This is a genomic window from Mycobacterium paraffinicum, assembly GCF_001907675.1.
In the GTDB taxonomy this organism is placed as follows: Bacteria; Actinomycetota; Actinomycetes; order Mycobacteriales; family Mycobacteriaceae; genus Mycobacterium; species Mycobacterium paraffinicum_A.
The window spans coordinates 78,228-95,546 of record NZ_MPNT01000016.1 but is presented as its reverse complement, the minus strand read 5'-3'; the positions used below and the strand labels follow the sequence as shown (position 1 = coordinate 95,546).

Below are 17,319 nucleotides of genomic sequence, written 5' to 3'. Positions count from 1 at the left end.
ATAATTGACCCGGTCTGATTGGACTTCAGTCCAACGGTGTCGCCGCTAGCCGCAAAACCGCGGAGCCGAGTTCTTCGGCGAGGGTGAGGGCGGCGTGCAACTGCAGCCGGCGATCGGCCACAGGCCTGCCGCGAAGTTGCTCGGCGCGCTGCACCCGGTAGGCGACGGTGTTCCGTGCGACGTGCAGATCGGCAGCGGTGGCGGCCAAGCTCCTGTCATGGTCGAGGTAGCGCTTGAGCGTGTGACGCACTGTGGCAACGGAATCCGCGCTAGCGGCCAAATCGCCGAGTTCGCGGGCGACGAACTCGCGGGCGGCGGGCAGGTCGGTGCTGAGCATCGCGACCAAGTCGAGGTCCTGGTAGCGAAACGACCAGGCGTCGTGCGTCGACATCGCGCCGACGCGCGCCGCCTCCGCCGCCTGACGGTGGCTGTCCCGGAAACCTTCGACGCCGGCGCCGCCCAGTCCGATCCCAATGCGCACGCCCGGAGGCGGCGGCATGGTTGGGACCACCGACTCCGGCGGCTGCGACGTCCGCGAACCCCACGCCCACACTCGCTGCGCACCCACGGGAAGCACCAGCGTCGAGACACACCCCGCCGCCGACAGCGCCTGTGCGGCAGCGGCTCTGAGCTGGGTAGGCTCTGCGGGCATTGCGGCACCCGTCCAGACGACCACGGCCAGGTGCCAGCGGCTCAGGTCGTAGCCGAGAACCCGGGTGGCCCTCTCCATCGGAACGGCATTGCCCTGCAGGAGGTCCTCCACGATTTCCATACGCAGCGCCACGGAGCTGGTCAACCACTCCTCGTGCGCGCGGGCGTACTCAGCAGCCATGCGTTCGGTCAGGACATCGACGATGTCGAACAGGGCCTTGTTGATGCGCCTCATCTCGCTGAAGCGTTGTGACTCGGGCACCACGCGTTCGGCGACGTCGAGGAGCACCCCCGCTGCCGTGGCATGCGCGACGTGGATGCTGCGCAGCATGTGCTCGATCCCGATGCCGCGCGCCACTACCTCCATGGGACCCGTGAGCACCTCCGGCATCGCCGCGAACGTCACGTGGTCATCGAGTGCCAGCGCGGAAAGCGTTGCTAGAGCGACCCCCTCGCACCCCCGGGCAACCTCCTCGGCGACCGCGTCCACGGCCAGCTCCGGGATTGCACTGGTGATGCTGGCCGCCATCAGTGCACCCAGCTCAACAGCCCAGCCGGCCGGCCCGGGCCCCAGCAGCGCAGCGAGCTCCCCGACGCGTTCAGGCAGCATCGAATCGGCCGAAAAAGCTTGCGGCGATGTCGGTTCGAGTGCGGCGAACCAGGGGCGCCCCACTGACGTGGTCACCTATCCGGCGCGCCGGCGAACAGCCATTCGTGCGCCGGCCGGGTCCTCATGAGCCACTGCACCGTGGGGCATTGCGGCGGTGGACGACGGCGATGGCGCCGGAGGCGGGTGCATTGGCGATGCCTCGGGATCTCGGTCTTTCGTCGGGCTCGGAGGTGGGTTCGAGCGTATAGGTGCGCAGCAGCTCGCGCAGGGTGATGAGCATTTCGTTGTTGGCAAAAGCCGCACCCACGCAACGTCGTACCCCTCCCCCGTAGGGGATCCATGAGCTGGTGTCGGGCTTGTCGTTGAGAAAGCGGGTGGGATCAAAGCGCGCCGGGTCGGTGTAGTTGGCCGTCGAGCTGTGCGACAGCGCGATGCTGGCGATCACGGTGTGCCCCTCGGGCAAGACCCATTTTCCCAGTCTCGTGCGACCCCTAGTCACGCGCAGAACGACGGGGATCACCGGGCGGCTGCGTTGCACCTCCCATACCGTGGCTTGCAGGAGATCCGAACCGCCTGAATCGATCTCCGCCACCAGCTTCGCCAACACGGCGGGGTGGCGGCGTAGCCGCTCGACGGCCCAGGCCAGCGTGGTGGCGGTGGTCTCGTGTCCGGCGGCCAATAGCGTTTGCAGTTCGTCGATGATGTGATCGTCGGGAATCGGCCGGCCGTCCTCGTCTCTGGCAGCCACGAGCATGGCCAGCACGTCGGTGCGCTCGTCGAGATCAGGTGCGGTCCTGGCGTGTTGAATGAGCGTGCCGATGAGCTCGTCGCACTGGCGCCGCATCCGTTCCAAACGTCCCCATGGGCTCCACCGTCCCAGATCGCGGCGCAAACCCGGCGGCAGCACGGTAAGCCGGGATGCGAGCAGCACCGCCGGCGGAAGGATTTCTCGTAAGGCCGCGAGTTCGGGTCCGTCGGCGCCGAACACCGCCCGCAGGATCACGTTGAGGGTGATGCGCATCATCGATGGGAGCGTCGCGAACGGCGTCGCCTCCGGCCAGCTCGACAGCTCGCGCGCAACCTCTTCCTCGATGATCTGCTGGTATAGCGGCATCCGCTTGCCGTGCAACGGCGGCATCAGCAACTTGCGGCGCGCCAGGTGCGGTGCGCCATTGAGGCTGAACGTGGACCCCGGGCCAATGACGGCGCCCAGGTTGGTGACTGTCTCCACCAAGTCGCCCGCAGTGAACAATTCCTTGATCAAGCGGGGTTCGCTGAGAACCACACTGTCGCCGAAAAACGGAAGCGACGCACTGAACACCGGGCCGTGGCGCCGACGGGCGTATTCGAGCGCACCCGGCCGGTCGATCAACATCGCGGCACCCTGAACGATTCGCGGCAGGTTCACGCCGGGCGGCAATCGCACCGGGTCGCTGGTGAGCTGAGCCATCATCCCTCCCTCTGGTACGCCTGCGTACTAGCCCGACATTAGTACACGGGTGTACCGAACGCCACCACGCCGGTTCTACTATCGGGATGGCGGAAGGGACCTGTGGTGGACGCGGTGGAGAAACTGGGGCATGCACAACCGGCCCGCAGGAATTCTGAGGATTACCGGCGCCGCATCTTGGAGGCGATGGCAGAGTGCATTGCCGATGTCGGCTACGCGAACACAATGGTGTCCGACGTCGTCCGGCGGGCCCGGACCTCGAAGTCCAAGTTCTACGCCGAGTTCGCTGACCGTGAGGCATGCCTGGTCGCTCTGCTGTCGGAGACCAACGACGCCAACCTCTCCGCGGTCGCTGCCGCGGTCGACCCGCGCGCACCGTGGCAGACCCAGGTACGCCAAGCGGTGGAAACCTGGTTCGACTGGGCCGAACGTCGTCGCCCGCTCACACTCACCTGGATACGTGATGTTCCCGCGCTCGGCCCGTCCGCCCGTTCCCTGCAGCGCTTCGTCATGGGGCAATTCGTCGAACTGGTCCACGCGCTCAGCGATACCGACGAACTGAAGTCGATCGGAATCGATCCGGTGCCGCACGCACGGGCCGTGATGCTGATCGGCGGCCTTCGAGAACTGACGGCCCACACTGTCGAACACGACCAACCCCTGGCCGCTGTCACCGAAGAGGCGGTCCGCAGCGCCATCGCACTGATCAACCCCTCCACGTAGGGACGCGCCCCATCCTTGCCAGGCACTAACCAGATCGTGACGATGACCCGCGACGAAACAACACGCCTGCAGAACGGAGCCCTAGATCAATAGCGTTCTGCAACAACATTGTCGGCCCGCCGGACAACATAGGCCGCTCGTTGTTCGAACCGGGGATTGCTCCACGATCGTAAGATATCGGTAGTTATGCTATAAATGTCCTTGTTATGAGGTATCCGGCAGACCAAAAGGTCAAGGCGCGCGCCGCGCTGCTGCGTGCGGGCATGCGGTCGATGAAGGTCGCCGGCTTCAACGGGATCGGCGTGGACGGGCTCGCCGCCGCGGCGGACGTGACCTCCGGAGCGTTCTATTCGAACTTCCCCAACAAGGAAGCGATGCTCGAGGCGATCATCGCGGCCGCCGTCGGTGAGCCGTTCGTTTCCGACACCGAGTCCGGCAGCAAGGCCGAGCGCCGTTCGAAGCTCAAAAGCTTTCTCGCGGACTACCTCAGCGCGTACCACGTGGAGAACCCGGGCGACGGATGTGTGATGCCGACCCTTAGCGCCGATGTGGCACGCGCGGGAGTATCCACTCGGGAGGCGTACGAACGCAAGATCAGCGCGCTGGCGGGGCGGGTGGCCGACGTGCTCGACGGCGCCGATCGGGAGCGCAGGGCGTGGAGCGTCGTCGCGCTGATGGTCGGGGCGGTGTCGATCTCGCGCGCGATGGCCGACCCCGCCACGCAGGCAGCGGTGCTCGACGCCGTGAGCGAGACCGCGGACAGGCTTATTTCACCCGGCAAGCGGCGCACATGATTGGAGCCCCCATCCGGGCGTCGAGTGCTTGGAAAGCCGCCCGGATGGGCTCGGGTATCGCGATGGCCTTGGTTTGCGTTGTGCCGGCAGGCTATTCGAGCGCCGTGCCGGACGATGAAGCTGCTGCGACACAGCAGCAGCGTGCCGTCGTCGGCGCGTTCCGCGACCGCGATCGTGCACGACGACCCTGCGGGGATCGCCGAACACGCCACCCCCGACATCGTCTGGACCATCCCCGGATCCAGCGTGGTATCTGGCAGGGCAACCGGAATCGACGAAGCCACCAGGCTGGCCGACACGTTCGCCCGGTACGGACTGCACATCTCGCCGCAGGGGCTCGCTTTCGGCCGTGACACGGTCGCGGTCACGTTGCACGACACCGGTGAGCACAATGGCAAGCGGCTCGAACAGGATGTGGTCAACGTGCTAACCATCCGTGGCGACAAGATTTCTGAGGTCACGGCGCATCTGACCGACATCGGCTCGTTCGACGCGTACTTCTCCTGACCGACGTGCGACGGGAGCTAGTCCCGCGGCGCCAGGGGCGATCAAGCCGATTTGTGCGCCGAGAGCAGGTAGGCGGGAAAAATCAACCTCCCCTTTTCGTCGGTGGCCAGTTGCGGCATCGGCACCACCTCACCGTCGCCATGCACCTGTCCGGCCAGCGCGTGGATCGATGCGGGCTCTATCCCATCGACGACCCAGTGCTTCGCCACGGCGGCGCGCAACTCCTCCTCGGTGACCGCATTGATCGGCACCGTGAAATCCTCAGGGAAAGCGCCGTGGGCGAAGACAAGGACAAAGAAGGACGCGCCGGGACGGGCTGCGCGGTACATCGCTTGGAGATAGGCATCACGGCTTTCGACCGGCAACGAATGAAACAGTGTGCTATCCATCAGCGTTGAGAAACGGTCGTCGAATCCGGTCAGCGACGTGATGTCGGCGCACAGAAACGTTGCATTGACGATGCCGCGGGATTTCGCGGTTGCTGTGGCGGCGTCGATCGCCGCCCGGCTCAGGTCCACCCCGACCACGCTGTGACCCTTGGCGGCCAGCGCCAACGACAATTCCGCGTGCCCGCAGCCGGCGTCCAGGACATCGCCGTGGATGCGTCCTTCGTTGATCAGCCGCATGAAAGCGGGTTGAGGTTCGCCGATGTTCCATGGGGGTGGACCTACGAAGATGCCTTCCTCGCGGTAGGCGCCGTCCCAGTCGATCAATTCAGTAGCCATACATTGATATACGCACGCATACCCACGCAGGGTTCAAACCCATTCATGTACATGGCCGTCCCACTTCCGCGCGGCCAGCGATCCGGGCCAGCGCAGGCTTCCTAATACCGAATCCGGCGCGCGGCCCATCTCTCCACGGGCTCACCGGAGCAGGCTCGACATGGAATAGCGACCGTTATATAGTGGTCGTTATCCTACGGGTCGGATGAAAGGAAAATTCATGACAAGCGAGCAGCCGTTCGAGTTGGCCGGGTTCTTCGCGGAGGTCGGCAGGCGGACCTCGAACCCCAACTTCGAGCTGGAGACCATCCGCGACATCGCCGAGAACATCCACCTGGCGACGAAGGAGCCCGAAGGGGTCACCTATTCCGAGGTGGACGCCGGTGGGGTCGAGGCCTTGTGGTGCATTCCCGTCGACAGTGACCCGGAATCGGCGCTGCTGCATACGCATATGGGTGGCAGCGTGCTGATGTCGATGCACTCCGACCGGAAAGCGGCCGCGCATATCGCCAAAGCGGCCGGCGCGCGCTCGCTGGTGCTGAACTTCCGGCGATCCCCGGAGCACAAGTACCCCGCTCAGGTCGAGGACGTCGAGACCGCCTACCGCTGGCTGCTCGATCAGGGCTACCGGCCCGACAAGATTGGCAGCGTGGGCCACTCGATCGGTGGCTACCTCGCCGTCGAACTTGCGCTGCGGCTGCGGGACCGCGGCGAGGCGCTGCCCGGCGCCGTGCTGTCCATTTCGCCGTGGACCGACGTCACGCTCTCGGGCGAATCGATCGAAACCAATGCCGAGCGTGACAAGTTGCTCACCCGGGGCTTGCTCGAGCTGTTCCGGTCGTGCTGGCTCGACGGAACCGGCGTGGAATTCACCGATCCGCGGGTGCATCTGCTCGGGGCAGACCTGTCGGGGTTACCCCCCATCGCGGTGTACTACGGCGAGTACGAACTGCTGGCATCGGACGCCGAGGCCTTCTCCCAAAAGGCAAGGCAGGCAGGCAATGACATCGTCGTCCGACGGGTCGACCAGGGGCAGCACTCTTTCATCATGGGGGCTGGCCGTGTGGACGAGGTCGACCGCGCGATCGCCGATATGGGCCGCTGGCTGAGCTCAGCGCTAGGAATTCACCGAGCGGTGGCCTAACCTCGTGCAACCGTTCGAACTGACCTTGGCCGCGGCCGCACAGCAGATCAGCGCCAAGGCCCTGTCGCCCGTCGAGCTGACCGGGTCCGTGCTGGCTCGCATAGACACGGTCAATCCACGGATCAACGCGTTCAGCAATGTCACCGTCGAACTCGCGGTCGAGGCGGCGGCGTTGGCGGAGCGCGAGATCGCCGCTGGCCGATACCGCGGACCCATGCACGGAATCCCGATCGGGGTGAAGGAAATTTACGACATGGCCGGCGTGCCGAGCACCTCCAGCTCGCGCGTCCGGGCCGACTACATACCCGAGCACGACAGCGCCGTCGTCGCGAAGCTGCGAGAGGCCGGTGCGGTTGTCGTGGGCCGCACCCACTCTCACGAGTTCGCCTATGGGGTCGTCACTCCCCAGACGCGCAACCCCTGGCGTACTGATCGCATGGCGGGCGGGTCCAGCGGCGGATCGGCGGCGGCCGTGGCCGCCGGAGCCTGCTTCCTCGGTCTGGGCAGCGACACCGCGGGCTCGATCCGCATTCCCGCCGCGCTGTGCGGCGTGGTGGGCCTGAAACCAACCTACGGGCGGGTGTCTCGCACGGGTGTGACACCGTTGTCGTGGTCGCTGGATCACGCCGGACCGCTCACACGCACCGTCGAGGATGCGGCACTGGCGATGAACGTGATGGCCGGGTACGACCCAAGCGACAAGGGTTCGGTCGACGTCCCCATCCCGGACTTTTCAGCCGGCCTGGGCCGCGACGTTTCCGGGACGACGGCCGGCATCCCGGTGAACTTGTTCACCGAGCGCGTCGACGCCGAGGTGAGGACCGCGGTCGACGCGGCGTGCGCTCGGCTCGCGGACCTGGGGGTGCGGCTGCGAGAAGTCCGGCTGCCCTTTGCCGATGAGATGATGGACACCGAATTCGCGATCCTGCAGCCCGAGGCCGCCAGTTATCACCGGCAGATGCTGCGCGAACACGGCGACCTCTACACCGACGACGTACGACGGGCATTGCAGGCCGGCGAGTCGATCCCGGCGACGGAGTACCGTGCCGCGCAGCGCAAACGAGCCCTCATCCGCCGACAGTGGCGGAAGCTCTTCGCCGAGATCGATGTGCTGCTCGCCCCGACGGTGCCAACCGCGGCGATGGACGCCGGCAAGCCGCGGGTGACGTGGCCGGACGGGCTCACCGAGGGGCCGGTGGAGGCGTACATCCGGTTCTGCGCACCGGCGAACCTCACCGGCCTGCCCGCGCTGTCAGTGCCATGCGGGTTCACCGGCGCGGGCCTGCCCGTCGGACTGCAAATCGTCGGCCGCCCCTTCGACGAGGCGACGGTGCTCCGCGTCGGTCACGCCTACCAATCGGCCGTCGATCTGCGTTCTTGGCCGCCGCGGGTCGATGCGGAGCAATTGTCCAGCAACGAACAGCCATCCCATTCTTCGGTCCGAGTGTGATTGAACCGCTCGCCCTTTCCGTCCGTAAACCTAAGTATTGAATAGTATACCTAGCCGATGAACCAGGAGGCTTCCGTGGCCACAGTATTGGAGCCGAGGTACGACGTCATCGTGTGCGGTGCTGGGTCCTCAGGATCGGTGGTCGCAAGCCGATTGGCCGAAAACCCCGACATCAGGGTCTTACTTCTGGAGGCCGGCGGCAGCGACGACATTCCCAGCGTGACCGACGCACGCCAATGGCCGGCCAACCTTGGCAGCGACCGCGATTGGGGATTCCTTGCCGAGCCGGATCCGCGGCTTCATGGCCGCGCGATCGCGTTTTCGATGGGCAAAGTTCTCGGAGGCGGGTCCAGCATCAACCTGATGATCTGGGCGCGCGGACACCGGAGCGACTGGGAGCACTACGCTTCCGAATCCGGCGAGCCGGTTTGGGGATACGAGTCCACCCTCGACCTCTATCAACGAATCGAGGACTGGCACGGCAGCGGCGAGCCACACCATCGGGGCCGGGGCGGGTCGGTGTTCGTGCAACCCGCACCCGGCGCGCATGCGCTCGCCGCGGCGACGCTGGAGGCGGCGAGGGCCATCGGGATTCCCACTTATCAAAGCCCCAACGGCCGACTGATGGAGGAGACCCGCGGCGCCGCGATCGCCGATCTACGCTGGCGCGACGGTAATCGCCTCTCGGTGTTCCGCACCTACACCGACCCGCGTCAGCATCAGCCGAACCTCACTGTGGTTCCGCACGCCCTTGTCACCCGGCTGATCTTCGACGGCGACCGCGCCGTCGGTGTCGAGGTCGTACATGGCGGCACGACGCATCGGGTAGCCGCCGAAGCTGAAGTCGTCCTGTCGCTTGGCGCCATTCACACACCAAAGGTGTTGATGCAGTCCGGCATCGGGGACGAGACCGAATTACGCCGGGTGGGCATCGCCGTTCGGCAGCACTTACCCGGGGTCGGACGCAACCTTCAGGACCACTTCGGGTTCGACTGCGTGTGGGAGTTTCCCGAGAACATCCAGGGCAGCACTCAGGTTGGTGCGGCATTGTTCTGGGACTCCGGGGCTGCCGATGTCGACGGACCCGACTTGTTCGCGTGCTTGGGGCCGTTCCCGAAAGCCACTGCGGAGAATGCCGCGAAATACGGTTTGCCGCAAAATAGCTGGGTCCTGTTCGGCTCACCCACGCACCCCCGCAGCCGGGGCCGGATTCGGCTGTCGGGTCCGGACCCGGCCGACCCGCTGCTCATCGAAGCCAACGCGCTATCGGACCCCGAAGACCTCAAGACCGCCATCTCTTGCGTCGAAACCCTGCGCGACATCGGCAATTCCGCGGAGCTTCGGCCGTTCGTCGCGCGCGAGGTCATGCCGGGCGACCTGACCGGCGCCGAGTTGGAGACTTATTTGCGCGACGCTGTCACCACGTATTGGCACGAGTGCGGTACAGCGAAGATGGGCCGCGACTCCATGTCGGTGGTCGATGGACGCCTCAAGGTCTACGGCATCGACGGCCTGCGCGTCGCCGACGCTTCCATCATGCCCCGCATCACCACCGCCAACACCATGGCCCCCTGCGTCGTCATCGGCGAGCGCGCCGCCCAATTCGTCGCTGCAGACCATGGCATTTAGTGGTCAGACGACGAGTGAAGGTAGCGGGTTGCCCCGAGGTTACGATGACCGCCGGTGCGCCGCCGGCACGGAAATCAAAGGAGGGGATGACGGCCGATGGCGGAGCTCCGCGAAGGTAGACCATCCATAGCAGGTTCCGCGCGAGTGCGCCTGGGTCACTCCGAACTGACGGTACGGCCCATTGGGCTCGGATGTATGGGGATGTCCCAATTTTACGGTGCAGCCGACGATGCCGAATCAATCGCCACGCTGCGTGCAGCCGTGGACATGGGCGTGGATTTCTTCGATACGTCGGACATCTACGGCGCAGCCGACGTCGGGGCGCGGGCGAATATTCGCGGCTTCGGCCATAACGAACACTTGATTGGCAACGCTATTGGCGGACGCAGGAACGAGGTCGTGCTTGCGACGAAATTTGGTGCTCGATTGAACGCGGACCGCACGCGGGTGATCTTCGACGGCCGTCCCGAGTACGTCAACGCCGCCTGCGAGGCGAGTCTGCGCCGACTCGGTGTCGAGACGATTGACCTCTACTACTACCATCGCCTGGACCCGAATGTGCCGATCGAAGACACCGTCGGGGCAATGGCCGAGCTGGTGCAGGCTGGAAAAGTACGAAGTGTGGGGCTTAGTGAAGTATCGCCCGAGCTGATCCGTCGAGCCCACGCAGTGCATCCGATCGCTGCGTTGCAAAGCGAGTACTCGCTGTGGGAGCGACGGCTTGAACGCGGCATCACCGCCACATGCCGTGAACTGGGGATCACGGTGGTGCCTTATAGCCCTTTAGGCCGGTCGGCCTTGACCGGAGCGCTCACGCCTAATAGCACGTTCGCGCCCACGGACTTCCGGACGACTAACCCTCGCTTCTCCGCCACCAACCTGGCCACCAATCTCCGACCGGTAGAAGCGCTCAAGCGGCTTTCCATGCAAAAAGGCTGTAAGCCAGGGCAATTGGCCCTGGCATGGCTTCTGGCGCAACCTCTCGACGTCGTTCCCATCCCGGGCACCAAACGCAAGGAATATGTTCGGGAAAATCTCGCGGCGACCAACATTGCCATCAGCGCAGACGAAGTCGCCTACCTCTCTGAGGTTTTCTCGCCGGGCTCCATTATCGGCGCCCGCTACGACTCAGCACACGCAGCTGGTGTCGACGAGCCGCGCGATGGTTGATCCTGGAACGTACCGACATCGCCGGCTGGCGGGCACGCGGCGTGACCGCCACGCGCTCGTCACTTACGCCGGTGATTCCCAGCCGCGGTGCTTGTCGGCTCGGCGTCACCGCGGGTGCAGCTGCGTTGCGTGATGCGGTCGGTGCGGCTCGCGAATCTCGATCCAAGTGAGCGTCCGGCGGGGTAGCTGAGGCTGCGTCATTCCGTCGGAGGTCAAACGGCTGCCGAGCTTGGGGCGCTGATATCTCGCTTGCCCGGACATGGATTCGCGCTCAAAGCGCTGAAGCACTAGTTTTCCTGACGTGATGTCGTCAGCTCTTAGTGCCCTCACGCGGTGGATCATTCCCTTCCTGACTGTCGCCGCCGTCGCCTGGCTGGGTGTATCCGCCGTCCCGCTGCAAGGCACCGCCCCGGCGGTGCGTTTGGCCAGCGATGGCAACCCGTTGGCCGGTGCGCCGTTCTATGTCAATCCCAATTCGGCGGCCATGCGCGCCGCGCAGAGTGCCGATCCGCCGAGCGCCGAGTTGACCGCGATCGCCAACACACCGCAGGCCTATTGGATCGTGCCGGGTGGTTCGGCGGCCACGGTCGGGAAGTACGTCGGCGACGCGAACGCAGCGGGCGCCATCCCGGTGCTGACGATCTACGGCATCCCGCACCGCGACTGTGGCAGCTTCGCCGCGGGTGGCATGGGGTCAGGCGCGGACTACCGAGGCTGGATCGACGGCATCGCATCTGGCGTCGGCGCCTCGCGGGTGGCGATCATCGTCGAGCCCGACGCGCTCGCCATGGCCGACTGCTTGTCGGGGGATCAGCGCCAGGAACGCTACGATCTGGTCCGGTACGCCGTCGACACGCTAACCCGAGACCCGGCAGCGGCCGTCTACATCGACGCGGGGCACTTGCGCTGGCATAGCGCCGAGGACATGGCGGCCAGGCTCAACCAGGCCGGCGTGGGTCATGCCCGTGGTTTCAGCGTCAACACGGCGAACTTCTTCACCACCGAGGACGAAATCGGTTACGGGGAAGCCATTTCGGGCCTCACCAACGGTTCGCACTACGTGGTCGACACTTCCCGTAACGGGGCCGGACCGGCGCCCGACTCCGGGCTCAACTGGTGCAACCCGGGCGGCCGGGCGCTGGGCACCCCGCCGACCACGGCGACCGCCGGCGCGCACGCCGACGCCTACCTGTGGATCAAACGCCCCGGCGAATCCGACGGAACATGCGACAAGGGCGATCCGCCGGCGGGCACCTTCGTCAGCCAGTACGCCATCGACCTCGCCCAGAGGGCCGGCCACTAGCCGAGGCGTGGTGCCGGCGAGCGCCGAGGGCGTTCGTGCGGTAAGAAAGTGCGTACACGAAAGCCCTGCCAAGCAGCGAGCGGGATTCGACCGGCTTCGACGAGAGGGCTGAATATGCCCGCATGGAAACATCGCAGCGTTAAAGCCGATAGCAGCGCGACCCCCGCCGGCCGCAGCGTCGGCGTAGAAATCGAAGTCGAGGTCACCGAGCCGGCGGTGCTGGATTTCCAGATCGCGGTCAGCCAACAGCCCGGCATCGACGTGAGCGAATCACTCAGCATCAAGTTGAACGGCAAGGCACTGGAACCGCGAGAGGTCATCGGCCCGCATCAGTCGCGCATCCATGTCGTGGCGGCCGACACAGGGACGGTCACGGTGTCGTACTCGGCGACGGTCACCGGACAGGCGGATCCCGCGCCGGTGAAGGATATCGACGCCATCACGTATCTGCGGCCGAGCAGATACGCCGAGGCCGACAAGTTCTTCGGTTTCGCCGCAACCGAATTCGAGCGCTACGCCACCTCGGTCGCGTTGCTGGAGAAGGTCTCGTCGTGGGTGGGCACCCGGCTCAGCTACGTCCCGGGGTCCAGCGATCCGATCGACGGAGCCACCGACACATTGCTCGCCGGCGCTGGTGTGTGCCGCGACTACGCCCACCTGGTCATCGCGTTGCTGCGCGCGGTCAATGTCCCGGCGCGACTGGTCGCCGTTTACGCGCCGGGGTGCCAGCCGATGGACTTTCACGCCGTCGCCGAGGCGTTGATCGACGGGGTGTGGCGCGTCGTCGACGCGACGTGCCTGGCGCCTCGACAGTCGATGGTGCGGATCGCCACGGGACGCGATGCCGCCGACACCGCCTTCCTTGACAACCATGGGGGCGCCATCACCATGCAGAACATGACCGTCACCGCTGTCGTCGACGGTGAGCTGCCCAGGGACTCGGTCGAGCTCGTCAGTCTCGGGTAGCGGCTCGTAGCCGCTCTCATTCAGCGGAAGCGGATATCGGCCGTCGCCAGCCCGAAGATTTTCCTACCACCGGACTTTGCGACGACAATGACCACGCCGGAGCGGGTAGCCGCGTCCAGTGACTTGATCCGGCCGCTGTATTCGATGTCCGCACCGCCGGTGGCCGACACGATCGCGGGTTGGGCCAGTCGCACGGCATAACGGCTCACCGCGCCGGGGTCGCCCGACCACGCGGAGATGAACGCGGCACCCAAACCCATAGTGAGCATTCCGTGGGCTATCACATCGGGCTGGCCCGCCAGCTTGGCGACGTTCTCGTCCCAGTGCAACGGATTGGCGTCGCCGGCAACCCCGGAATAGTTCACCAGGTCGCCTCGCGACAGGCGAGCGTGGTGCACCGGTAGCTCGTCGCCGACTTTCAGGTCGTCGAAGCAGGGGGTGCCCGGGATACGGTCGGTACCGCCTTGGGCGATCCGAGCGTCACTCGCCGGGCGCACAGTCTTCCGGTAGGCCGCTTCGGAGGTGTCGATTCCGGCGAGGTTCACGTCGTGCATCACCACGTTCTTCGCAGCCACCAACATCGCCGGATCGACATCGTCCGCGGTGACCCCGACGACGGTGGTGTGCATGGTGTGCACCCGCTCGCCGGCGGAGTCGGTGAACGTGTTGGTCACGGTGATCAGGTCACGGCCCGCGACTCGGCGGACCGATGAGAGTTCGACGTCGGTGTGCAGTTCGTCGCCCGCGACGATCGGTCGGTGCTGCTCGAAGACTTCTTCGGTCTGCAGATACATGTCATAACCGACGACTACGGATTCGAACAGGTGGCGATTGGCAACCATGCCGGGGATCGACGTGAACGTCAGCGGTGCCACCAGGCCCGAATATCCCAGCTCCGCGGCGGCCGCGAGGTCCCAGTGGGCGGGGTGGTAGTCCTGTACGGCTCGGGCGTACTCCCGCACTTTTTCGCCGGAGACCCGGTACGGTTCGTCGAGCTGGTAGTAGTGGCCCACGCGCGATTCGAGCGTGGGCGTTTCGGCTGGTGCGGTCATCAATTGCTCAACATTTCTATCGACCGGTTCGCTGCGGCCGACCCAGGCACCCTAACGCGCAGACGTGCGCGACCATCGACGCGGGCGGTCGGTGAGTTGCTGCGTGGGGATAGCGGCGCCGGCCCGCGGGCGCGCATCCGGCCACGTAATGTCGGTGACCATGACCGTCTATGCCCTCAATCTCTTCGATGTGGCCGACGCCGACGAGTACCGCGCATACTCGCGACGGTCTCCCGCCGAAGTGGCCAAGCATGGGGGTCGTGTTGTGGCGCTCGGCAGCTTCCAGCAGGCCATCGTCGGCGACATCGAGCCCCGTCAGGTGCTGATCCTCGTGGAGTGGGAATCGCGGGACGCCTTCGACGGCTACTGCAACGATCCCGAACTTGCCGACCTGCATCCCCATCGCGAGAACGGATCGTCGAAATACATCTGGCACCTGTTCGACCGTCTCGACGATCTCAGGCCCGTGCTCAGTCGATGAGCGTGGACGGGACCCCCCGGAGTGCCGGCCGGCTCAGATCTTGAGGTAGCCCTTGTCGGCGGGGAGCTGGGCCGCGGTCACCAACGACGACGCGTCGCTGGCAAGCCAGCCACGATGTCGGCGCCCGCGCGGGCCAGCCGGACGCAATGGGAGCGGCCCGCGCCGCGGGCGGCCCCGGTCGCGTAGGCGACTTTCCCCGCTAGCGGGGCGACGGCATCGGCCATGTCGACAACTCCTCTGCGCGCGGCGCTGGCTCGGATGGCCGGCAGGCTGTTGGTGGAATCGGTCGTTCGTCGACGGGGAATGGTTTGCGGCCGATGATAGACAGCGCGGCCGTCGGAGTTCGCGGAATAGGCGCAAAGACTCCGGGTAACGATCAGTCCGCGGCGGCGAGCACGTCACGCACCGCGGCATCGACCGTGGCCAGCAGGTCCGGGTCGATTCCGACGCGTCCGCGAACCAGGACCGAGGCGTTATTGGCCGGCGGCAGGCCCTCGGCCGGACACAGGCCGTCGGGCAGTTTGCCGATCATCGGCAACAACGCCACTCCGAGTCCGGACCGCACCGCCGCGTACAGGCCGGACAGGTCCCCGCACTCGGCGGCGATCTCATAGGCGACGCCGTGGTTTTCGAGGATCGCGAAGGCCGGCTCGCGCAAGGTGCACGGTTCAGAGAAGACCACCAGTGGCAGCGGGTCCCGCGGAAGCAGCGACAAAGTCCGCGCCGAAATCCACTGCAGCCGAACGACTCCGGATGCATTGGCGCGATCCAGGCCCGCCCCGTCCAGCATGATCGCCAGGTCGACCAGCCCACGTTCGATGGAGTCGGCGAGCGACACGTTGCGGTCGAGCCGGAAGCGCATCCGCCGGTCGGGAAGCCGGTCCCGCAGGATGCCCGTCAGTCCGGCCAGCATCACGTCCGCGCCGTGCTCGGTGGCGCCGATCGTCAGGAGTTTGGGCTCCGTGGCGCCCAGATCGTCGAGCGCCCTGTCGTGCGCGGCCAGGATCGTCCGGGCATGCCGCAGGGCCTTGAGTCCGGTTTCGGTGAACACGATGCCGCGGCCGGAGCGCTGGATCAGCGGCTCGCCGACGACGGCCTCGACTCGGCGCAGATGCTGGCTGACCGCGGACTGACTCAGGTGCAGCGCGGCAGCGGCGCGGTGAAACCCGCCACAGTCGGCGACCGCGACGAGGCTGCGCAACGGCGCTATGTCCAGCACCTGGGCCATGACCGCACCATAGTCTGATCAGCGAACCTAATCAATTGCCATGCTGGGAGGGCCAATTTCCGCTCCGCCACTGGATTACCGATAAGGTAACGCGATCATTGCCGATCAGCAATATTCGTTGGACTGTGGGCGGCGGTCTAAACGAGCATGGGTCGCATGGACCTGCCGCGCATGCCGCTGACCACCGCGTCGGCGGTGACGTTCTTCTACGCGCTCGGTTACCCCATCGGGGTGCTCGCGGTGACCTCCATCGCGCCGATGGCCGCGCTGGTGTTGCGATTTGGTTTGGCCGCAACCATTTTGGCCGTTTGGGCGGCGCTCGCCAAGGCGCCCTGGCCGCGGGGAGCGCAGTTCGGCCACGTCGTGGTGGCAGGCCTGCTGATCCAAGCCGTGCAATTCTGCTGCTGTTACGAGGCCTTTCAGCTCGGGTCACCGGCGGTGCTGTGTGCGGTGGTGATCGCGATGAACCCGGTCGCCACGGCCATCCTGGCCGCGGTTTTCCTGGGGGAGCCGCTCGGCCGGCAACGGGTAGCCGCGCTCGCCCTCGGTGTCGTCGCGGTGCTCGCGGCGTGTGCCAGAAGGCTGACGAGCACCCACGGCCTGGACCCCGTCATCGTGTTGCTTGGTGTTGCCCTGCTTGGGCTTTCGGCCGGCGGCGTTTACCAACAGCGCTTCTGCACGGGCGTCGACTTCCGCACGATGAGCGCGATGCAGAATGCGGTCGCGCTGATTCCCGCGGCGGCGCTCGCGGTGCTGACGCCGTTCACCGTGCATGACGTCCGGCAGGCGGCGATCGCGATCGGCGGCATGGTGCTGTTGAACGCGACCCTCGCGGTGAGTCTTTATGTGCGCGCCATCAACACCCACGGCGCGGCGGCGGTGGCGATGCTGTTCGCCGTCATTCCCGCGGTCGCGGGGCTGCTGTCCTGGCTCATACTGGGCCAGCGTCCCGACGTGGGTGTCGGGGTCGGCCTGGTTCTGGGCGGCTTGGCCTGCTGGCTGAGCAGCCGGGGAGCCAGGGCGCGCCATGCGCCGACCGACAACGCGGGGTACGTGCCGGACCCGATGGCGCCGGCCGCGGTTGATCAGCGGACTCAGGTCTCGTGCGGGTAGTGATCGGCCGGCCGCGCGGCCGCCGCCGACAGATCCAGTTAGACGCGATCACCGTCGGCTAAGTACCGATGATGGACGTCAGGCCAGTCCTGTGGGCGCGCAACCGCTTTCAATGCCGTCCGGCTAGCGCGTGCTCTCGTCGGGGAGGTCACGCCGGGACTGGTGCAGCCCCGGCGCGTCCGGGTCGTCGTCCTGTTGTTCCAATTGCTCCTGGAACTTGCGCTGTTCGTCGGTCGCCTGCCGGGCGTCCTCGGGCGCGGGTGGCCGGTGGGAACTTTCCTGCTGGTCCACGTGGATCTCCTCTGACCGTCTGCGATGCTCCA

Annotated in this window: 17 protein-coding genes and 1 pseudogene; 11 read left to right on the top strand and 7 right to left on the bottom strand. The window is 66.2% G+C overall.

The window, feature by feature from the left end:
- Positions 1-25: 25 nt before the first annotated feature.
- Together BRW65_RS18240 and BRW65_RS18235 are read right to left on the bottom strand one after the other, a co-directional pair.
- The gene (locus BRW65_RS18240) at positions 26-1,261 is read right to left on the bottom strand and encodes a PucR family transcriptional regulator (RefSeq protein ID WP_084187863.1); all 1,236 of its coding nucleotides are present in this window, start codon (positions 1,259-1,261) and stop codon (positions 26-28) included.
- A 121-nt stretch (positions 1,262-1,382) separates the two neighbouring features.
- Positions 1,383-2,711: a cytochrome P450 gene (locus BRW65_RS18235; protein WP_073877065.1), complete on the bottom strand. Its 1,329-nt coding sequence runs from the start codon at positions 2,709-2,711 to the stop codon at positions 1,383-1,385.
- Positions 2,712-2,897: 186 nt separating this feature from the next.
- Here BRW65_RS18235 and BRW65_RS18230 point away from each other — a divergent pair, with 186 nt between their 5' ends.
- From BRW65_RS18230 to BRW65_RS18220, 3 genes are all read left to right on the top strand, one after another.
- Positions 2,898-3,434, top strand: a complete 537-nt coding sequence (locus BRW65_RS18230) for a TetR/AcrR family transcriptional regulator (protein WP_073877062.1) — start codon at positions 2,898-2,900, stop codon at positions 3,432-3,434.
- Between the two features lie 206 nt (positions 3,435-3,640).
- On the top strand, positions 3,641-4,228 hold the full coding sequence (locus BRW65_RS18225; RefSeq protein WP_073876969.1) for a TetR/AcrR family transcriptional regulator: 588 nt from the start codon (positions 3,641-3,643) through the stop codon (positions 4,226-4,228).
- Positions 4,229-4,342: 114 nt separating this feature from the next.
- Complete coding sequence (locus BRW65_RS18220) at positions 4,343-4,735, top strand: nuclear transport factor 2 family protein (protein ID WP_073876967.1); 393 nt, start codon at positions 4,343-4,345, stop codon at positions 4,733-4,735.
- A gap of 41 nt (positions 4,736-4,776) precedes the next feature.
- Here BRW65_RS18220 and BRW65_RS18215 read toward each other — a convergent pair whose 3' ends face one another.
- Positions 4,777-5,460: a class I SAM-dependent methyltransferase gene (locus tag BRW65_RS18215; protein ID WP_073876965.1), complete on the bottom strand. Its 684-nt coding sequence runs from the start codon at positions 5,458-5,460 to the stop codon at positions 4,777-4,779.
- A 220-nt stretch (positions 5,461-5,680) separates the two neighbouring features.
- On the opposite strand from BRW65_RS18215, the gene BRW65_RS18210 reads away from it, so the two are divergent.
- From BRW65_RS18210 to BRW65_RS18185, 6 genes are all read left to right on the top strand, one after another.
- Entirely contained in the window at positions 5,681-6,604 is a 924-nt protein-coding gene (locus tag BRW65_RS18210) for an alpha/beta hydrolase fold domain-containing protein (protein WP_073877060.1), read from the top strand.
- Between the two features lie 4 nt (positions 6,605-6,608).
- A complete protein-coding gene (locus BRW65_RS18205) occupies positions 6,609-8,054 on the top strand; it encodes an Asp-tRNA(Asn)/Glu-tRNA(Gln) amidotransferase GatCAB subunit A (protein WP_073876963.1) in 1,446 nt (481 codons plus the stop codon).
- Between the two features lie 57 nt (positions 8,055-8,111).
- Positions 8,112-9,683, top strand: coding sequence for a GMC family oxidoreductase (locus tag BRW65_RS18200; RefSeq protein ID WP_073876961.1), 1,572 nt, complete (start codon positions 8,112-8,114; stop codon positions 9,681-9,683).
- A 96-nt stretch (positions 9,684-9,779) separates the two neighbouring features.
- On the top strand, positions 9,780-10,853 hold the full coding sequence (locus BRW65_RS18195) for an aldo/keto reductase (RefSeq protein WP_073876959.1): 1,074 nt from the start codon (positions 9,780-9,782) through the stop codon (positions 10,851-10,853).
- A 304-nt stretch (positions 10,854-11,157) separates the two neighbouring features.
- Complete coding sequence (locus BRW65_RS18190; RefSeq protein WP_073876957.1) at positions 11,158-12,156, top strand: glycoside hydrolase family 6 protein; 999 nt, start codon at positions 11,158-11,160, stop codon at positions 12,154-12,156.
- 114 nt (positions 12,157-12,270) lie between these two features.
- Positions 12,271-13,122 (top strand): transglutaminase-like domain-containing protein, encoded by an 852-nt coding sequence (locus BRW65_RS18185; RefSeq protein WP_073876955.1) that lies wholly within the window; start codon positions 12,271-12,273, stop codon positions 13,120-13,122.
- A 20-nt stretch (positions 13,123-13,142) separates the two neighbouring features.
- Here BRW65_RS18185 and BRW65_RS18180 read toward each other — a convergent pair whose 3' ends face one another.
- Positions 13,143-14,174 carry a fused (3R)-hydroxyacyl-ACP dehydratase subunits HadA/HadB gene (locus tag BRW65_RS18180; RefSeq protein WP_073876953.1) on the bottom strand — a complete coding sequence of 344 codons (1,032 nt, stop codon included), beginning with the start codon at positions 14,172-14,174 and terminating at the stop codon, positions 13,143-13,145.
- Between the two features lie 160 nt (positions 14,175-14,334).
- Here BRW65_RS18180 and BRW65_RS18175 point away from each other — a divergent pair, with 160 nt between their 5' ends.
- A complete protein-coding gene (locus tag BRW65_RS18175; RefSeq protein ID WP_073877058.1) occupies positions 14,335-14,655 on the top strand; it encodes a DUF1330 domain-containing protein in 321 nt (106 codons plus the stop codon).
- 107 nt (positions 14,656-14,762) lie between these two features.
- Here the strand turns inward: BRW65_RS18175 and BRW65_RS31350 are convergent.
- Both BRW65_RS31350 and BRW65_RS18170 read right to left on the bottom strand, forming a co-directional pair.
- Positions 14,763-14,879, bottom strand: a pseudogene (locus BRW65_RS31350) (SDR family mycofactocin-dependent oxidoreductase); the annotation flags it as partial.
- A 152-nt stretch (positions 14,880-15,031) separates the two neighbouring features.
- The gene (locus tag BRW65_RS18170) at positions 15,032-15,883 is read right to left on the bottom strand and encodes a LysR family transcriptional regulator (RefSeq protein WP_073876951.1); all 852 of its coding nucleotides are present in this window, start codon (positions 15,881-15,883) and stop codon (positions 15,032-15,034) included.
- Positions 15,884-16,054: 171 nt separating this feature from the next.
- On the opposite strand from BRW65_RS18170, the gene BRW65_RS18165 reads away from it, so the two are divergent.
- Entirely contained in the window at positions 16,055-16,996 is a 942-nt protein-coding gene (locus BRW65_RS18165; protein ID WP_084187873.1) for a DMT family transporter, read from the top strand.
- A 123-nt stretch (positions 16,997-17,119) separates the two neighbouring features.
- On the opposite strand, the gene BRW65_RS31780 is transcribed toward BRW65_RS18165, so the two are convergent.
- Positions 17,120-17,287 (bottom strand): hypothetical protein, encoded by a 168-nt coding sequence (locus BRW65_RS31780; protein ID WP_167374061.1) that lies wholly within the window; start codon positions 17,285-17,287, stop codon positions 17,120-17,122.
- Between the last annotated feature and the right edge of the window lie 32 nt (positions 17,288-17,319).

Excerpts from the sequence above, each read along its gene's own strand:
- BRW65_RS18180 (WP_073876953.1), bottom strand. The coding sequence starts at position 14,174 with ATGACCGCACCAGCCGAAACGCCCACGCTCGAATCGCGCGTGGGCCAC.
- BRW65_RS18240 (WP_084187863.1), bottom strand. The coding sequence starts at position 1,261 with ATGCTGCCTGAACGCGTCGGGGAGCTCGCTGCGCTGCTGGGGCCCGGG.
- BRW65_RS18215 (WP_073876965.1), bottom strand. The coding sequence starts at position 5,460 with ATGGCTACTGAATTGATCGACTGGGACGGCGCCTACCGCGAGGAAGGC.
- BRW65_RS18195 (WP_073876959.1), top strand. The coding sequence starts at position 9,780 with ATGGCGGAGCTCCGCGAAGGTAGACCATCCATAGCAGGTTCCGCGCGA.
- BRW65_RS18200 (WP_073876961.1), top strand. The coding sequence starts at position 8,112 with ATGAACCAGGAGGCTTCCGTGGCCACAGTATTGGAGCCGAGGTACGAC.
- BRW65_RS18235 (WP_073877065.1), bottom strand. The coding sequence starts at position 2,711 with ATGGCTCAGCTCACCAGCGACCCGGTGCGATTGCCGCCCGGCGTGAAC.
- BRW65_RS18190 (WP_073876957.1), top strand. The coding sequence starts at position 11,158 with ATGTCGTCAGCTCTTAGTGCCCTCACGCGGTGGATCATTCCCTTCCTG.
- BRW65_RS18220 (WP_073876967.1), top strand. The coding sequence starts at position 4,343 with ATGAAGCTGCTGCGACACAGCAGCAGCGTGCCGTCGTCGGCGCGTTCC.
- BRW65_RS18230 (WP_073877062.1), top strand. The coding sequence starts at position 2,898 with ATGGCAGAGTGCATTGCCGATGTCGGCTACGCGAACACAATGGTGTCC.
- BRW65_RS18175 (WP_073877058.1), top strand. The coding sequence starts at position 14,335 with ATGACCGTCTATGCCCTCAATCTCTTCGATGTGGCCGACGCCGACGAG.
- BRW65_RS18170 (WP_073876951.1), bottom strand. The coding sequence starts at position 15,883 with ATGGCCCAGGTGCTGGACATAGCGCCGTTGCGCAGCCTCGTCGCGGTC.
- BRW65_RS18185 (WP_073876955.1), top strand. The coding sequence starts at position 12,271 with ATGCCCGCATGGAAACATCGCAGCGTTAAAGCCGATAGCAGCGCGACC.
- BRW65_RS18210 (WP_073877060.1), top strand. The coding sequence starts at position 5,681 with ATGACAAGCGAGCAGCCGTTCGAGTTGGCCGGGTTCTTCGCGGAGGTC.
- BRW65_RS18165 (WP_084187873.1), top strand. The coding sequence starts at position 16,055 with ATGCCGCTGACCACCGCGTCGGCGGTGACGTTCTTCTACGCGCTCGGT.
- BRW65_RS18225 (WP_073876969.1), top strand. The coding sequence starts at position 3,641 with ATGAGGTATCCGGCAGACCAAAAGGTCAAGGCGCGCGCCGCGCTGCTG.